The organism is Streptomyces sp. CB00316 (assembly GCF_001905595.1).
GTDB lineage: Bacteria > Actinomycetota > Actinomycetes > Streptomycetales > Streptomycetaceae > Streptomyces.
The window spans coordinates 244,702-259,600 of sequence record NZ_LIXI01000002.1; the positions used below are offsets into that span (position 1 = coordinate 244,702).

The 14,899-nt window shown below is 70.8% G+C and carries 15 protein-coding genes; 4 read left to right on the forward strand and 11 right to left on the reverse strand.

From position 1 onward, the window contains the following. Window positions 1-62: 62 nt before the first annotated feature. The 3 genes from AMK21_RS05230 to AMK21_RS05240 all read right to left on the reverse strand — a co-directional run bounded on the left by AMK21_RS05230 (window position 63) and on the right by AMK21_RS05240 (window position 1,662). The gene (locus AMK21_RS05230; protein ID WP_073874664.1) at window positions 63-395 is read right to left on the reverse strand and encodes a winged helix-turn-helix domain-containing protein; all 333 of its coding nucleotides are present in this window, start codon (window positions 393-395) and stop codon (window positions 63-65) included. After that, window positions 392-871: a hypothetical protein gene (locus AMK21_RS05235; protein WP_073874666.1), complete on the reverse strand. Its 480-nt coding sequence runs from the start codon at window positions 869-871 to the stop codon at window positions 392-394. Before AMK21_RS05235 ends, AMK21_RS05230 begins: the two co-directional genes overlap by 4 nt. A 113-nt stretch (window positions 872-984) precedes the next feature. After that, entirely contained in the window at window positions 985-1,662 is a 678-nt protein-coding gene (locus tag AMK21_RS05240; RefSeq protein ID WP_073874668.1) for a LuxR C-terminal-related transcriptional regulator, read from the reverse strand. A 441-nt stretch (window positions 1,663-2,103) separates the two neighbouring features. On the opposite strand from AMK21_RS05240, the gene AMK21_RS05245 reads away from it, so the two are divergent. Beyond that, on the forward strand, window positions 2,104-2,910 hold the full coding sequence (locus AMK21_RS05245) for an SGNH/GDSL hydrolase family protein (protein WP_073874670.1): 807 nt from the start codon (window positions 2,104-2,106) through the stop codon (window positions 2,908-2,910). An 89-nt stretch (window positions 2,911-2,999) separates the two neighbouring features. On the opposite strand, the gene AMK21_RS05250 is transcribed toward AMK21_RS05245, so the two are convergent. Continuing rightward, window positions 3,000-3,410 (reverse strand): nuclear transport factor 2 family protein, encoded by a 411-nt coding sequence (locus tag AMK21_RS05250; RefSeq protein ID WP_199863110.1) that lies wholly within the window; start codon window positions 3,408-3,410, stop codon window positions 3,000-3,002. Window positions 3,411-3,469: 59 nt separating this feature from the next. Beyond that, entirely contained in the window at window positions 3,470-4,312 is an 843-nt protein-coding gene (locus AMK21_RS05255; RefSeq protein WP_073874672.1) for a class I SAM-dependent methyltransferase, read from the reverse strand. 124 nt (window positions 4,313-4,436) lie between these two features. On the opposite strand from AMK21_RS05255, the gene AMK21_RS05260 reads away from it, so the two are divergent. Together AMK21_RS05260 and AMK21_RS05265 are read left to right on the forward strand one after the other, a co-directional pair. Then, window positions 4,437-6,263, forward strand: a complete 1,827-nt coding sequence (locus tag AMK21_RS05260; protein ID WP_073874674.1) for a S9 family peptidase — start codon at window positions 4,437-4,439, stop codon at window positions 6,261-6,263. Window positions 6,264-6,354: 91 nt separating this feature from the next. Further along, window positions 6,355-7,239 carry an SURF1 family protein gene (locus tag AMK21_RS05265; protein ID WP_073874676.1) on the forward strand — a complete coding sequence of 295 codons (885 nt, stop codon included), beginning with the start codon at window positions 6,355-6,357 and terminating at the stop codon, window positions 7,237-7,239. Between the two features lie 65 nt (window positions 7,240-7,304). Here the strand turns inward: AMK21_RS05265 and AMK21_RS05270 are convergent, their stop codons facing one another. The 5 genes from AMK21_RS05270 to AMK21_RS05290 form a co-directional block, all read right to left on the reverse strand. Then, complete coding sequence (locus tag AMK21_RS05270; RefSeq protein WP_073874678.1) at window positions 7,305-8,483, reverse strand: hypothetical protein; 1,179 nt, start codon at window positions 8,481-8,483, stop codon at window positions 7,305-7,307. Window positions 8,484-8,542: 59 nt separating this feature from the next. After that, complete coding sequence (locus AMK21_RS05275) at window positions 8,543-9,205, reverse strand: SigE family RNA polymerase sigma factor (RefSeq protein ID WP_199863111.1); 663 nt, start codon at window positions 9,203-9,205, stop codon at window positions 8,543-8,545. A gap of 299 nt (window positions 9,206-9,504) precedes the next feature. Continuing rightward, window positions 9,505-10,587: an aspartate-semialdehyde dehydrogenase gene (locus tag AMK21_RS05280; protein WP_073874680.1), complete on the reverse strand. Its 1,083-nt coding sequence runs from the start codon at window positions 10,585-10,587 to the stop codon at window positions 9,505-9,507. Continuing rightward, window positions 10,584-11,855 carry an aspartate kinase gene (locus tag AMK21_RS05285; protein ID WP_073874682.1) on the reverse strand — a complete coding sequence of 424 codons (1,272 nt, stop codon included), beginning with the start codon at window positions 11,853-11,855 and terminating at the stop codon, window positions 10,584-10,586. Before AMK21_RS05285 ends, AMK21_RS05280 begins: the two co-directional genes overlap by 4 nt. A 188-nt stretch (window positions 11,856-12,043) precedes the next feature. Further along, a complete protein-coding gene (locus AMK21_RS05290) occupies window positions 12,044-12,544 on the reverse strand; it encodes a MerR family transcriptional regulator (RefSeq protein ID WP_420712468.1) in 501 nt (166 codons plus the stop codon). Window positions 12,545-12,594: 50 nt separating this feature from the next. Between AMK21_RS05290 and AMK21_RS05295 the strand changes: the two genes are divergently transcribed. Further along, window positions 12,595-13,026: a PPOX class F420-dependent oxidoreductase gene (locus AMK21_RS05295; RefSeq protein WP_073874684.1), complete on the forward strand. Its 432-nt coding sequence runs from the start codon at window positions 12,595-12,597 to the stop codon at window positions 13,024-13,026. A 143-nt stretch (window positions 13,027-13,169) separates the two neighbouring features. Here AMK21_RS05295 and AMK21_RS05300 read toward each other — a convergent pair whose 3' ends face one another. Next, entirely contained in the window at window positions 13,170-14,783 is a 1,614-nt protein-coding gene (locus tag AMK21_RS05300; protein WP_073875586.1) for an aspartate aminotransferase family protein, read from the reverse strand. Between the last annotated feature and the right edge of the window lie 116 nt (window positions 14,784-14,899).

Sequence of the window (14,899 nt, forward strand, 5' to 3'; positions counted from 1 at the left end):
CTCAAGGTGATGACCGGACAGAATCAGGTACGGCGGACGAAGACGCCCGCGGTCGGAAACGATCAGTCGGGCGGCGGTGTCTCCCCCTCACCTCCCGAGGGGGCGTCAGCGAGGCCGACGATGCGGCGGAGTTCGGCGATGTGCCCCGCCAGGGCCCGTCGGCCGTCACGGGTGAGCGCGATCCAGGTACGGGGGTACGACGCCCCCCGCGCCTTGGTCACCTCCACGTATCCCGCCCCCTCCAGCACCTTGAGGTGCTTGCTGAGGACGGAATCGCTCACCCCGAGGCTCTCGCGCACCCGGGAGAACTCCATGCTGTCGACGGCCGCCAGCATGGCGCAGATCCGCAGCCGGTTCGGCGCGTGGATCACCGCGTCGTAGCGGGGTTCGGTCACCGGCCCGCCCGCAGTTCACGACGTACGGTCGCGTCGATGCGAAACCCCATCACCACGGTGAGCACACCGGCGACCAGGCCCGCGCAGGCGACGGCCCAGCGGACGTCGAAGCCCCACTCCAGCGTCATGCCGGTGGCCACGAGCACCAGGCAGGCCAGCAGGTACACGCCGAAGTACCGGGCCGCGTCGGGGGTGCTCGTGTAGCGGTCGAAGGTGACGCCGCTGGTCCGCCTGAGAGCCCAGCCGAGCCCCAGGACCACCAGGACGAACGGCCCCATGGCCCACTCGGCCCACCGCAGGCTGATGGCCGCGCAGACGAGCGCGAAGGCGAGCCCGAGGCCGCTGTGGAACCACCAGGGGCTCGACACGCTGTCGGCGACACGTGCCCTGGAGGCGGCCGCTTCACCCAGCGCGCGACGAGCCGCCTCGGCGTCAGGCAGCTCGGAAGAGGTCGATGAGGGCGAGTTGCTTTCCATGTCGGAAAGTAAAACAAACCACTGTCCACCACGGCAAGTACCTTCTGCCACAGGAGGAGCCACAGACGGATCCGCAGAAACGAGCCGCGGACGGAGAGCGGCGGCGGACGGGCTCAGCCGACCGCTTTCCGGCCCGGGGCCGCTCGCCCGACCCCACTCAGCCCGTTGCGCTGGGCGAGCAGCGCCGCCTGCACGCGGTTGCTGACCTTCAGCTTGAGCAGAATGGCGCTGACATGTTCCTTGACCGTGCTGACGCCCATGTGCAGTCGCACCGCGATCTCCTGGTTGGACAGCCCGTCCGTCAGACAGTCCAGTACGTCCTGCTCACGGGAGGTCAGAGCGGTGAGGAGGTCGTCACTCCCCCGGCCTCCCCGGGTCGCGAGGTAGCCGTCGATGACCTGGCGTCCGACCACGGGCGCGAGAACTCCCCCGCCCCCCGCGAGGATCCGGACCGAGTGGACGAGCTGCTCCGGGGCCATGTCCTTGAGCAGGAACCCCTCGGCCCCCAGCCGCAGCGCGGCCGAGACGCAGTCCTCGCCGACCCGGGCCGCGAGCACCGCGACCGCCGGGCGGTTGGGCAGGGCGCGGACATCGGCGAGTACGGAGAAGCCGTCCGCTGCCGGGAGTGCGAAACCGAGGAGCACGACATCGGGCTCGTGGGCACCGATCCGGGCGACCGCTTCGGCCCGGTCGCAGTCGGAGACGACCTCGATGTCCGGTTCCGCGCCCAGAATGCCGACCAGGGCCGAACGAGTAAGCAACTCGTCTTCGGCAATGACCGTGCGGATCACAGCACCCACCCCCGTTGGTAACCGATTCGTCGCATCATACTCACGGATGATCACGACCGATCAGCCACCCGCAGGCCGGGGCCGACCACGGGACACACCCACGGGACGCACCCAGGGACGGCCCACCGTACGGACCAGCGACCGGGCCACCGCATTGGGCCGTACGGATGGAACCGCCGTCGCCCGCAGCGGCCCTTCGCCGCTCCGTACGGGCCTTGAACCGCCACCGACGCGGTGCGCGCGGACGCCCAACCTTTCCTTCAACTCGGCTGTTTCTCCACGGTGTTAAGGGTTCCTCTACGCGCGGAGCTTCACCCTCCGAGCGATCCACCGGGCATATCAGACGACTTCTCGCACGGGCATTACCGGTGGGTACCACGAGCTGCTAGACACTGCATCGCACCTTCACCCCCACCCCCCACACTTCGAAGGTCGGCAGCCATGTCCGTACGCAGGTTCTGGGCATCCCTATCCACTCTCGCACTCGCCGCCGTGGCCGCTCTCGGCGTCGCCGGGACCGCCGTCGCGGCGGACTCGGCCGCCGCCGGCGGTTATGTCGCGCTCGGCGACTCCTACTCCTCCGGTGTCGGCGCCGGCAACTACCTCCCCGACAGCGGCGACTGCCGTCGCAGCGCCAACGCCTATCCGCAGCTGTGGGCGGCGGCGAACTCCCCCACCTCGTTCGCCTTCGTCGCCTGCTCGGGGGCGACCACCTCTTCCGTCGCCAGTGGCCAGCTGGGCGTGCTCGACGCGTCCACCGCGCTCGTCAGCGTCACGGCCGGAGGCAATGACGTCGGGTTCGCCGATGTCATGCAGGACTGCGTGCTGGGGAGCGAGGCCACCTGCCTCAACAGCGTGAACGCGGCGGTCGCCGAGATGAACGACTCCCTTCCGCAGAGCCTTGATTCGCTGTACGGGAGCATCCGCGCGGGTGCTCCCGCCGCCCAGGTCGTCGTCCTCGGGTATCCGCGCTTCTACCAGCTCTCCGGCAGCTGCGTCGCGGGGCTCACCGAGGCCGAGCGGGCCGCGATCAACGACGCGTCGGACGTGCTGAACGGGGTCCTCGCCAAGCGGGCCGCCGATGCCGGCTTCACCTTCTCCGGCGTCGTCGACGAGTTCACCGGGCATGAGCTGTGCTCCGGCGACGCCTGGCTCCACAGCGTGACCGTGCCCGTCCAGAACTCGTACCACCCCACCGCCGCCGGGCAGTCGGGTGGCTATCTGCCTGCCTTCCGGTCCGCGGTGTAACGGGGACCTGTACCTGGCCTGTACCTGTACGGAGGCGGTTCACCGGTGATCCGGTGGGCCGCCTCCGCGCGTCTCCGGGGATGCCTTCCTCAGTAGCGCTCCACCAAGTGCTCGCGGCCCGACGGGGGTTCGTACGACTCCGGCCAGAAGTCCGTCACCCCGGTGATCAGGCCCCGGCCGTCGAAGGTGAAGAAGTGGATCGCGTGCGTTTCCTCCGGGCCTACCGTGACCTCGGTCCGCGCCGCCGCCTGCAGGCCCTCGGCGTCGGCGACGATCCGCTCGATCCGGATGTGCCAGTCGCCCGGGTACTCCCGGTTGAAACGCACGTAGCGCTCCTTGCCGTGGACACGCTCCCTGGTCTGCGGGAGCTCGTACACCACGTCGTCCGCCAGCGTCGCCGCGAACGCGTCCCAGTCGCGGGCCTCTGCCGTCGCCCAATACGTCTCCACCGCCGTGCGCAGGCCGCCCGTGGTGGTGTTGCCGCTCGTCTCGTCCGTCATGGGAGTGAGTGTGGCGTGCGGCACTGACAATGGCCCGGGGAGCCGCCGTCGAGCTGCTGTCACGCCTCGTTCGGCTTGGGGCGCATCGCCTTCAGGGAGTACATCAGCGGGATCCGGGGACGGTCCGCCGGGAAGCGGTAGTGGCCGTCCGCGTGACGCTCCAGCGTGCCGAAGCGCGGGAAGAGCGAGACGTCGTGCTCGTGGAGGAACTCGATCCGCAGGCCGGCCGCCGCGAGCGCCGTCACCACCTCGCCCACCGGGTGCTGCCACTCGACGCTGCGGTTGTGCACGGTCGGCGCGTCGAAGTCGGCGTACGTCCCGGGAGTCTCGTCGACCCAGGCCTCACGGCTGAAGTAGTCGTGGGTGACGACCGAGCCGGTCCCGTCGTCCAGCGCGTCGGTAAGGGGGTGGAACTCCGCCAGGTAGAGGAAGCCGCCGGGTGCGACCAGCGAGGCCGCCGTCTCGGCCCAGCGCTCCATGTCGGGGAGCCAGTTCAGCGCGCCGACGCCCGTGTAGACGATGTCGTACGACGCGTCGGGGACGGCCGTAGCGGCGTCGTACACATCGGCCGCCACGAACGCCGCGCGGTCCGGGCCCAGGCCCAGCGATTCCGCCAGGCCCCGGGCGGTCTCCACGGCAGGCTCGGAGAAGTCCAGGCCCACCACCTGCGCGGCGCCGTGGCGCGCCCAGGACAGGGTGTCCAGGCCGATGTGGCACTGGAGGTGCAGCAGGGTCTTTCCCGTGATGTCGCCGACCTCCGCCAGCTCGAACGGGCGCAGCGCGTCCTTGCCCGCCCGGAACGCCTCCAGGTCGTAGAAGTCGCTCGCCGCGTGTATCGGCACGCGCTCGTCCCAGCGTGCGCGGTTGGCGTCCTGCCAGTCGTCCGGGGTCGGGGAGTACATATCCGAAAAGTTACCCACAGGGCGGAAGGGGCGCGAGCGGTTATCCACAGGCGGAGGGGTCCGGTCACATCTTCGTACGGGTGTTGTGGACGGGCTTCTCCGGTCGGGCGGGGGATCGGGTTGGATGGAGGGCATGAGCGAATCAGAGAACGTCTCGACCATGCCGGAGTGGGAGCAGCGGTTCCGCGCGCCCAGGGTGTCCCTGCCCGACTGGGCCGAGGACGCGCCTGACCGCTCGCTCTTTGTCTCCAATGCCACCGGGACCTACGAGCTGTACGCGTGGGACCGGTCGAACGGGCGGCAGCGCCAGGTGACCGACCGGCCCAACGGGACCACCGACGGCGTGCTGACGCCCGACGGTGAGGCCATCTGGTGGTTCAGCGACGCCGACGGCGACGAGTTCGGCGTGTGGATGCGCCAGCCCTTCGGCGGCGGGCAGGACGAGCCCGCCGCCCCGGGCCTGGCGCCCTCGTATCCGGCGGGCCTCGCCATCGGGCGCGACGGCTCCGCGGTGATCGGCCGCTCCACCGACGAGGACGGGACGACCATCCATCGTGTGCCGCCCTCGGGCAGTGGCGAGGCCGTCGAGATCTATCGGCACCGCGAGTCCGCAGGCGTCGGGGACCTGTCCTACGACGGGACGCTCATCGCGCTGGAGCACACGGAGCACGGCGACGCCATGCACTCCGCCCTGCGCGTGGTGCGCCCGGACGGCTCCACGGTGGCCGAGCTGGACGACACCGAGGGCGGCACCAAGGAGCTCGGTCTCGCCGTGCTGGGCTTCGCGCCGGTGGCCGGTGATGCCCGGCTGCTCGTCGGCCACCAGCGCCGGGGCCGGTGGGAGCCGATGATCTGGGACCCGGTCGCGGGCACGGAGACCGCGCTCCCGGTCGACCTGCCCGGGGATGTGGGTGCCGAGTGGTATCCGGACGGCTCCGCCCTGCTCATCGAGCACAGCTTCGAGGCCCGCAGCGAGCTGTGGCGGTACGAGCCGGGGGCCGCGGAGCCCGTGCGTGTGGAGACCCCCGCCGGGACGGTGTCGGGCGCCACGGCCCGGCCGGACGGCACGGTGGAGTACCTCTGGTCCTCGGCCGCGCAGCCGCCGGTCGTGCGGTCGACGAGCGGTGCGGTGGTCCTGGACCCGCCGGGTGCCAAGGCCCCGGCGTCGGTGGCCGTCGAGGACGCGTGGGTGGAGGGGCCGGGCGGCCGGATCCACGCCCTTGTGCAGAAGCCCGCGGGGGATGGCCCGTTTCCCACCGTCTTCGAGATCCACGGCGGGCCGACCTGGCACGACAGCGACGCCTTCGCCTCCGGCCCGGCGGCCTGGGTGGACCACGGCTTCGCCGTCGTGCGGGTCAACTACCGGGGCTCGACCGGGTACGGCCGCGCCTGGACGGACGCGCTCAAGCACCGGGTCGGCCTGATCGAGCTGGAGGACATCGCGGCCGTTCGGGACTGGTCGGTCAAGTCCGGGCTCGCGGACCCGCGGCGCCTGGTCCTGGCCGGCGGATCCTGGGGCGGCTATCTCACCCTGCTCGGCCTCGGCACCCAGCCCGACGCCTGGGCGCTGGGGCTGGCGGCCGTGCCGGTCGCGGACTACGTCACGGCCTACCACGACGAGATGGAGGCCCTGAAGGCGATGGACCGAACGCTGCTGGGCGGTACGCCGGAGGAGGTGCCCGAGCGCTTCGAGGCCTCGTCCCCGCTGACGTACGTCGACGCGGTGCGCGCTCCCGTCTACATCTCGGCGGGCGTCAACGATCCGCGCTGCCCCATCCGTCAGGTGGAGAACTACGTGGACCGGCTGGCGGCGCGTGGCGCCGTGCACGAGGTCTACCGGTACGACGCCGGGCACGGCTCGCTCGTGGTGGAGGAGCGCATCAAGCAGGTGCGGCTGGAGCTGGAGTTCGCCCTGAAGCACCTGGGGGGTGGTGACGTCCTGGGGGCGTGAGGGGCGGGCCGTCCCCCACGGGGGTGTGAGAGGCGGATAAAGGGGCGACCCCGCTCCGGAGGGCCGGAACGGGGAACCGTACCTTGGTGGGGTGTACCGGTTCCTGCTGACCCCGCGATGGTGGGGGATCAACCTCTTCGTCGTGCTGGCCATCCCGTTCTGCGTGTTCATGGGCACCTGGCAGCTCGGCCGCTTCGAGGACCGTGTGCAGTCGCACGAGCAGGCGACGAAGCAGCCCGATCCGAGCACCCGGGCCGCGAAGCCGCTGGACGAGCTGCTGCCCGTCGACAAGGTGACGTCCGGCCGCCCGGCCGTCGCGACCGGGACGTACGCCGACCAGTTCCTGGTCCCCGGCCGTGAGCTGGACGAGCGGCAGGGCTTCTACGTCCTGAGCCTGCTGCGGACCGACGGGGGCAAGGCCCTGCCGGTGGTACGCGGATGGCTGCCCGGCACCGCGGGCAGTGTCCCCGTGCCGGCCGCCCCGCAGGGTGAGGTCACCGTCACCGGGGACCTCCAGGCCTCCGAGAACATCCACAGTGACGGCGTCGACACCAGGGGCGGGCTCCCCGCGGGCCAGCTCGGCATGATCAGCGCCGCGTCCCTGGTGAACCTGGTCGACTACGACGTGTACGACGCCTGGGTGACGCTTCCCGGGGCGGAGACGGGCGGTACGGGCGGCGCGATGAAGCCGGTGCCCGCCGCCGCCCCGCAGGGCAGTGGGCTCGACCTGAAGGCGTTCCAGAACCTGGGGTACACGGGCGAGTGGTTCGTCTTCGCGGGCTTCGTGCTCTTCATGTGGTTCCGGCTGGTCCGCCGCGAGGCCGAGGCCGTCCGCGATGTCGCCCTCGGGCTCGTCCCGGAGGGCGAGGAGGCCGACGCCGCCGCCGGCGTTGCGGGAACCGAGGCCGTACAGGTGCCTGAGTCGCCGGAGACACCGGAGACCTCGAAGACTCCGGAGACCGCGCAGGGCTCGTAGGGCCCGTGGGGCTCTCAGGCGGGCCCGCCTGAGCTGTCGCGGCCTCGGTCGCGGCGGTCGCCGGACTACGAGGTGGGCAGTACGCCCGTCCGGTAGATCGTGCCCGCGCAGGCGTTGTCGATCTTCGTCTCGGCCGTGGGCGCGCCCGTCTCCGGTGTGTGCGTCACGGCGATGCTGCCGTCCGCCGATGAGCCGTCCTGGTGCAGCGCCTGTGTGTCGGTGCCGGACTGGCCGGAGCTCTCGCCCGTCGTTCCCCCGGTGCCCGCGTCCGGCGTCGGGGTGGGGGTCGGTGAGGGAGCCACGGTCGGGCAGGTGTCGGTGGGGACCCAGGCGAACCGCACCTCGTAGGCCATGGAGGGCTTCAGCAGCACCGTGCCCGGCTCCTGCGAGGGGTCGGGCAGGCCGGGGGCCGCGTCGCCCGCCGTGTGCTGGATGACGTTGATCTTGAGCGGGTCGGCGGCGCCGAGGGCGGTGAAGCCGACGGTGCCGTTGCTGCTGACCGTGCAGGCCGCGCCGGAGACGTTCGCGATCTTGAAGCTGCCGTAGACCGTGCCGTCGGCGCCAGGGGCGGCCGCTCCCGCGGAGGCGACGCCGAGCTGACCCGGGTCGCAGACCGGCAGGGTGGCGAGATCCGCCGGCGGGGACGCGGAGGGCCCGCCCGTCACGGCGCCGTCCACCGGGTCCTCGGTGCGGTCCGCCGAGGGGTTCCCCTCGGAAGGCGCCGGTTCGCCGACCCCGCCCCGGCTCTCCTGGTTCGTGGGCTCCACGGTCCGGTCGCCCGGCGCCTGGGGCCCGGGCTCCTCCCCGTTGCCGCCCTGGGCCTGCTCGCCGTGTCCGGCGATGGCGGGAAGCGCGGTGGACGGGCCGTCGGAGTTCGCCACGTGCACGAAAGCGGGGACCGCCGTGCCGATCAGCAGCGCCGCCGCGGCCGCGCCGACCACGGCCTGCCGCCGGCGGGCTCGCCGGGCGGGCACCGCGCGCTGCAGATGCTCCAGGGTCCGGCCGGAGGGCTCGAGGTCCCCCACGGCACCGTGCAGCATCCGGCGCAGGACGACCTCGTCCAGCTCGCCGTCGACGGTTCCGCGCCCGCTCCGGAGGCCGCCGAAGAGGTCGGTGAGCGTACCGGCGGGGTCGGCGGGGCCGCCCTCGTCCGGCTCGCGGGGCGCGCTCTCCTCACGCGGACCGTCCGGTCGGTCCGACTGCTCCGGATCGGTGTGCGGAGTCTTCTCCGGCCCGTGGTTCACAATTCCGGTTCCCGTCGGGTCATTCTCCTGCCTGTGCTCGTGCCGGTGGCGGGGCCCGCTCATGTCTGGGCCTCCATCACGACGCGCAACGCGGCGATACCGCGGGAACCGTACGCCTTGACGGAGCCCAGCGAAACTCCGAGTGTCTCCGCGACCTGGGCCTCCGTCATGTCCGCGAAGTAGCGCAGGACCAGCACCTCGCGCTGGCGCCGCTGGAGCCCTTTCATGGCCTTGATCAGCGCGTCCCGCTCCAGCTGGTCGTAGGCGCCCTCCTCCGCGCTCGCCATGTCCGGCATGGGCTTGGAGAGCAGCTTGAGCCCGAGGATGCGGCGGCGGAGCGCGGAGCGCGACAGGTTGACGACGGTCTGGCGCAGATACGCGAGCGTCTTCTCGGGCTCCCGGACGCGGTTGCGCGCGGAGTGCACGCGGATGAACGCCTCCTGCACCACGTCCTCGCAGGAGGCGGTGTCGTCCAGGAGCAGGGCCGCGAGGCCGAGCAGCGAACGGTAGTGGGCGCGGTAGGTCTCGGTGAGATGGTCGACCGTGGTTCCCGCTGCCACCGTCTCGTCAGCACCCCCGCGCTGCGAGGGCAGCTGGGCCGGGCGCGCAGCGGGCATGGGCGCGATCACCGGCATGCCGCCGGGCGCGCGGGGCCGCCGGGGCGGACGCACGGTCGCGCCTCGCAACGGGGCCACCACGGTGATGTCGAGAACCTCTGCCACGCCTGTTGGACACGCTGCCCCCCGTCAGGGTTGTACGCGTACGGCGCCATGTTCGGCACTGTGCGACATGCCCTCATACGTACCTGCTCTTCCCCAAATGCCCCGTAAACGCGTCCCGCCACGCAAGAAGTGACGGCATAGACGCCGCCCGGCCGACGTGCGGTTGCAGGAGGCCGGGAGATCATCGTCGGATATGACAACACCCCAGCTCAAGAGGTTCAGACCAGGTAATTACTCATAGGGCGTTCACAGATCCTACAAAGCAGGTTCGACCGCCAGGTTCGATCAAAGGGGCTTCCTCAGGCGAGGGTGATTTCGGCGGCCACCGATTCCGCGATCTGCGCCACGTTCAAAGCCGCACCTTTACGGAGATTATCGCCGCAAATGAACATTTCCAGGGCGCGGGGATCGTCCATCGAGCGCCGCACCCGACCGACCCAGGTGGGGTCGGTGCCCACGACGTCGGACGGGGTCGGGAAATCTCCGGACGCCGGGCTGTCGAAGAGCACGACGCCGGGCGCGGTCGCCAGGATCTCGTGGGCCCGGTCGACGGCGACCTCGCTCTCGAAGCGCGCGTGGACGGACATGGAGTGCGTCGCGACGACGGGGACGTACACGCAGGTCGCGGTGGTCCTCAGGTCCGGCAGGCCCAGCACCTTGCGGCACTCCTCGCGGATGGCGAGCTCCTCGGAGGACCAGCCGTTCCCGGCGTCCGTACCGGCCCAGGGCACGACGTTCAGGGCGACAGGCGCGGCAAAGGGACTGAACGGACTGCGGGCGGCACTGGCACCGTCGCCCAGGGCCCGGCGTACGTCTCCGGGGTGGGTGCCCAGCTCCGTACCGGCCACCAGCGACAGCTGTTCGCGCAGGGCCGTGACACCGTCGCGGCCCGCGCCGCTGACCGCCTGGTAGGAGGAGACGATCAGTTCCCGCAGCCCGAATTCCGCGTGCAGCGCGCCGACCGCGACGATCAGCGACAGCGTGGTGCAGTTCGGGGACGCGACGATGCCCCGCGGTCTGAGCCGGGCGGCATGGGAGTTGATCTCCGGGACGACCAGCGGTACGTCGTCCGCCAGCCGGAAGGCAGCCGAGTCGTCGATGACGACGGCGCCCTTGGCCGCGGCGATCGGGGCCCAGTGGGCGGACACCTCGTCCGGCACCAGGAAGAGGGCCACGTCCACGCCGTCGAACACGTCCTCGGCGAGCGCGAGCACCTCGGTCTCCTCACCGCGCACGACCAGCTTGCGGCCGGCCGAGCGCGGTGAGGCGACGAGGGTGACCTCGCCCCAGACGTCCGCGTGCTGCGAGAGGATCCGGAGCATGACGCCGCCGATCGCCCCGGTCGCACCGACGACCGCGAGCGAAGGGCGGCGTGCGGTCATCGGCCGGTGCCCCCGTAGACGACGGCCTCGTCGGAGTCGCTGTCGAGGCCGAAGGCGGTGTGCACGGCGCGCACGGCCTCGTTGACGTCGTCGGCACGCGTGACCACCGAGATGCGGATCTCGGAGGTCGAGATGAGCTCGATGTTCACGCCCGCGTCGGAGAGCGCCTCGAAGAAGCCCGCGGTGACGCCCGGGTTGGTCTTCATACCCGCGCCGACCAGGGAGATCTTGGCGATCTGGTCGTCGTAGCGGAGCGACTCGAAGCCGATGGAGCCCTTGGCCCGCTCCAGGGCGTCGATGGCCTTGCGGCCCTCGGCCTTGGGGAGGGTGAAGGAGATGTCCGTCAGGCCGGTCGACGCGGCGGAGACGTTCTGCACCACCATGTCGATGTTGACCTCGGCGTTGGCGATGGCGCGGAAGATCGCGGCCGCCTCGCCCGGCTTGTCCGGGACGCCGACGACGGTGACCTTGGCCTCCGAGACGTCGTGGGCGACTCCGGAGATGATCGCGTGCTCCACCTTCTGGTCCCCTTGCGGCTCGTTGCTGACCCAGGTACCGCGCAGTCCGGAGAAGGACGAGCGGACGTGGATCGGGATGTTGTAACGGCGTGCGTACTCGACGCAGCGGTGCAGCAGCACCTTGGAGCCGGACGCGGCCAGCTCCAGCATGTCCTCGAAGGAGATCCAGTCGATCTTCTGCGCCCTCTTCACGACCCGGGGGTCCGCGGTGAAGACGCCGTCGACGTCCGTGTAGATCTCACAGACCTCGGCGTCCAGCGCGGCGGCCAGCGCGACGGCGGTCGTGTCCGACCCGCCGCGGCCGAGGGTGGTGATGTTCTTGCCCTCCTGGCTCACACCCTGGAACCCGGCGACGATGGCGATGTTGCCCTCGTCGATCGAGGTCCGGATGCGGCCCGGCGTGACGTCGATGATGCGCGCTTTGTTGTGGACCGAGTCGGTGATGACACCGGCCTGGCTGCCCGTGAACGACTGGGCCTCGTGGCCCAGGTTCTTGATCGCCATCGCCAGCAGGGCCATGGAGATCCGCTCGCCGGCGGTCAGCAGCATGTCGAACTCACGGCCGGCAGGGATCGGCGAGACCTGCTCGGCGAGATCTATCAACTCGTCCGTCGTGTCGCCCATCGCGGACACCACGACAACCACCTGGTTGCCGTTCCTCTTGGCGTCGACGACTCGCTTGGCGACCCGCTTGATGCCCTCGGCATCGGCTACGGAGGAGCCTCCGTACTTCTGCACGACAAGGCCCACGTGCGCTCCTCGCTCAGTCATTACTGCGGTCGGCTCAGTTTAACGAGCAGCCCGGAATCGCCCCGTCCCTACCAGATGGTGAGATGTCCCGCCCACAACGCGGTACGGCGTGTCGCCCCGAACTGCTCGTACGGGGCTGCTGCCCATCCCGGAGGAGCGCACTCCCTTTTGTGTCCCAGCCCACACCATCAGGAGGGAATGCGCGAGCCGGGAGGAGCCGGCCGGCGTACCGCCTCCGGGGCACCGGCGGGGGCCGGGGGCTCGCAGCCCGGGGCCTGGGCCTCGACGGGGGCGCCGGGGTCCGGAACGGGTTCGTCCGGGGCACCGGTCGCGCATCGGCGCCGCTCGGTGGCCTCGATGTAGTCGCCGAGGGAGCGGCGGGTGTCGAGCAGGGCGTCGACGCGCGCGTCGATCCCTCGGAGCCGGGCCCGCAGGACGTCCAGCACCTCGGCGCACGGTTCGAGCTCGGGTGACGGGCCCGTCGCACAGGGAAGGGTGTACGCGATCTCCTGGGTGGACAGGCCGGCCGCGAGGAGGTTGCGGATCTGGGTGACGGTGAGGACGACGTCGTCGGTGTACTCGCGGTATCCGCTGGGCCCCCGGGTGGGCCGTAACAGGCCCTGGGATTCGTAGTACCGCAGGAGGTGCGCGTGGACCCCGGTCCGCCGGCTCAGTTCCCCGATCAACATGCCCGTTCCTCCTTGACCTTCATACCGGTGTGAAGGTTGATGATGCCCCCATGACCACGACACCCTTCAACCCGCACGCCCTCCTCGCGAAGAGCAGCCTCGGCACGCTCGCGACGCTCAAGTCGGACGGCCGGCCGCAGCTCTCCCCCGTCCAGCCCTTCTTCGACCAGGAGGCCGGCGTCATCTACGTATCGACCAGCCATGGAACGGCCAAGACGGCGAACCTGCGCCGGGACGCGCGCGCCACGCTGATGGTGCTGAGCTCCGACGGGTGGGACTGGGCCACCGCCGAGGGCGTCGCCACGCTCACCGGGCCGGGTGAGGACCCCCACGGCCCGGAGGTCGAGGCGCTGGTGGACTACTACCGCAAGGCGGCCGGCGAGCACCCGGACTGGGACGAGTACCGCGAGGCGATGGTGGCCGGCCGCCGGGTGCTCATCACGATGACCGTCGACCACGTGTACGGCGCCCGGGTCTCCTGACGGCACGCCCCTCACGGCTTCCTGCCCCCGCGGTCCGTCGGCCGGACCGCGGGGGCAGGAAGCTTCGGCGTCACCGGGCGGGGTCACCATGGGTCACCCGGGGTTCACCCAGCCGTGTCACCCGGCCGTGTCACCCAGCCGTGTCACCCGGCCGTGGCACCTCCGCCGTGGAGGAGCGTCTCGCCGTCCTGTTCCCGGAGTACGGCGATCAGTCCGCGCAGCCCCGCCTCCGTACGGGCGATCTCCTCGTCGGTGAGGTACACCGACGGCTCGAAGCGCAGGGTGTTGGTCGCGCTCGCGGTCGGGAAGATCCGCAGCGAGTGGACCCGCAGGAGGTAGCCGGACAGGAGGTAGCCGAGGAGCCCGGCGCCCGCCTGCTCCCGGATGATCTCCGAGGTGGAGCCGGACTGGTCGTGGAACTCCAGGCCGAGCATCAGGCCCTTGCCCCGGACGTCCGCGACGATGTCGCCGAACTCCTTGCGCAGCCCCTCCAGCACCTCCAGCAGCTGGTTGCCCCGCGTCTCGGCGAGCCGGTACGCCTTCCCGTCGTCGGCCTCCAGCAGCTCGACGGTCTTGGCCGCGATGAGCGTGGAGAAGCTGTCCTTGGCATAGGTGGAGCTGTGGACGAGCTCGAAGTCCGTACGGTAGCGGGAGCCGCGCACCAGGGTCAGCGCCGACTTGGCGATGCCGCCGCCGAGGCTCTTGGCGAGCGTGATGTAGTCCCCGCGCAGGCCGATGTGGGAGGCGGCGAAAAAGGCTCCGGAGCGGCCCATGCCGCTCTGCACCTCGTCCACGACGATCGGGATGTCGGCCGTGGCGCAGGCGTCCTGGATCCGGCGGGCGGTCTCCCGGTCGAACACCCTGATGCCGGCCTCGCCCTGGATGGGCTCCAGCAGGAACGCGCCGATGACCGGCAGCTCGCGCTCGACGAGGCGTACCGTCCCGTCCTGCGTCTGGAAGTCGAACAGGGAGCTGCGCTCCTCGTCGATGGCTTCCGTCAGCGCCTCGGGACGGCTGACGTCCACGAAGCGGCAGCGGGCGGCGAGCGCGCGGAACGGGGTGCGGTACCCGGGGTTGTGGGTGAACTGGACGCTCCCGATCAGCTTCCCGTGGAAGGAGCCCTCCGGCGCCAGGAACACCGGAGCCGCGCCGGTCCGCTCGGTGTTGACCCGTTCGACGGCGGCGAGCAGGCGCTCGAAGCCCGCCGCGCCGTCCTGCGCGGGGTCGCCCTCCACACCGAGTACCGCGAGTGCCTCGTCGGAGACCTCCGGACGCGCACCCGCCCCTACGGCGGACCGGGCCTCCTCCGCGTGGGCCGAGACCCCTTCGAGGAGTTCGGCGAGCTTCAGCACCCGGTCGAGTTCCGCGTGCTTGACGGCCACTTCGTTGGCCTCGGCACCACTGTTGGCGAAGATCGCCGAATAGGGCTCGGGGTCGCCGAACTCCCGGTGGATGATGCCGTTGATCTTCCAGGCGAGGTCATTGGCGTAAGGATGCCGCGAGAACTGCGCGTGGACCGGCGTCCCTCCGTCCAGCAGCGACTTCGCGTACTCCACGATCTCGGGGTTGTTGTGTCCGAGGACGACCGACCCGTAGCCGCCGACCAGGTCGAGCACCGGTATTTCCGCCCCATCGGCTCGGCGGTAGAAAAGGGTGTTTCCACTGGAACGGACGTACTCGACGTCCAGCCCCAGCGTGGACAGCCAATTCGCCAGGTGCGGTTCAGCAAGTTCGAGCTTCTCTACCACGGGGTTCATCTCCACCCTCTGACCGACAGTGCCGCATGACTCCGTACTGGCGGCGAACAATAGCATTCGGTCGCTCTTTTATTCGAGTGATCCGTAATGGATCGGTAACTGCCCGTCCTCCGCGC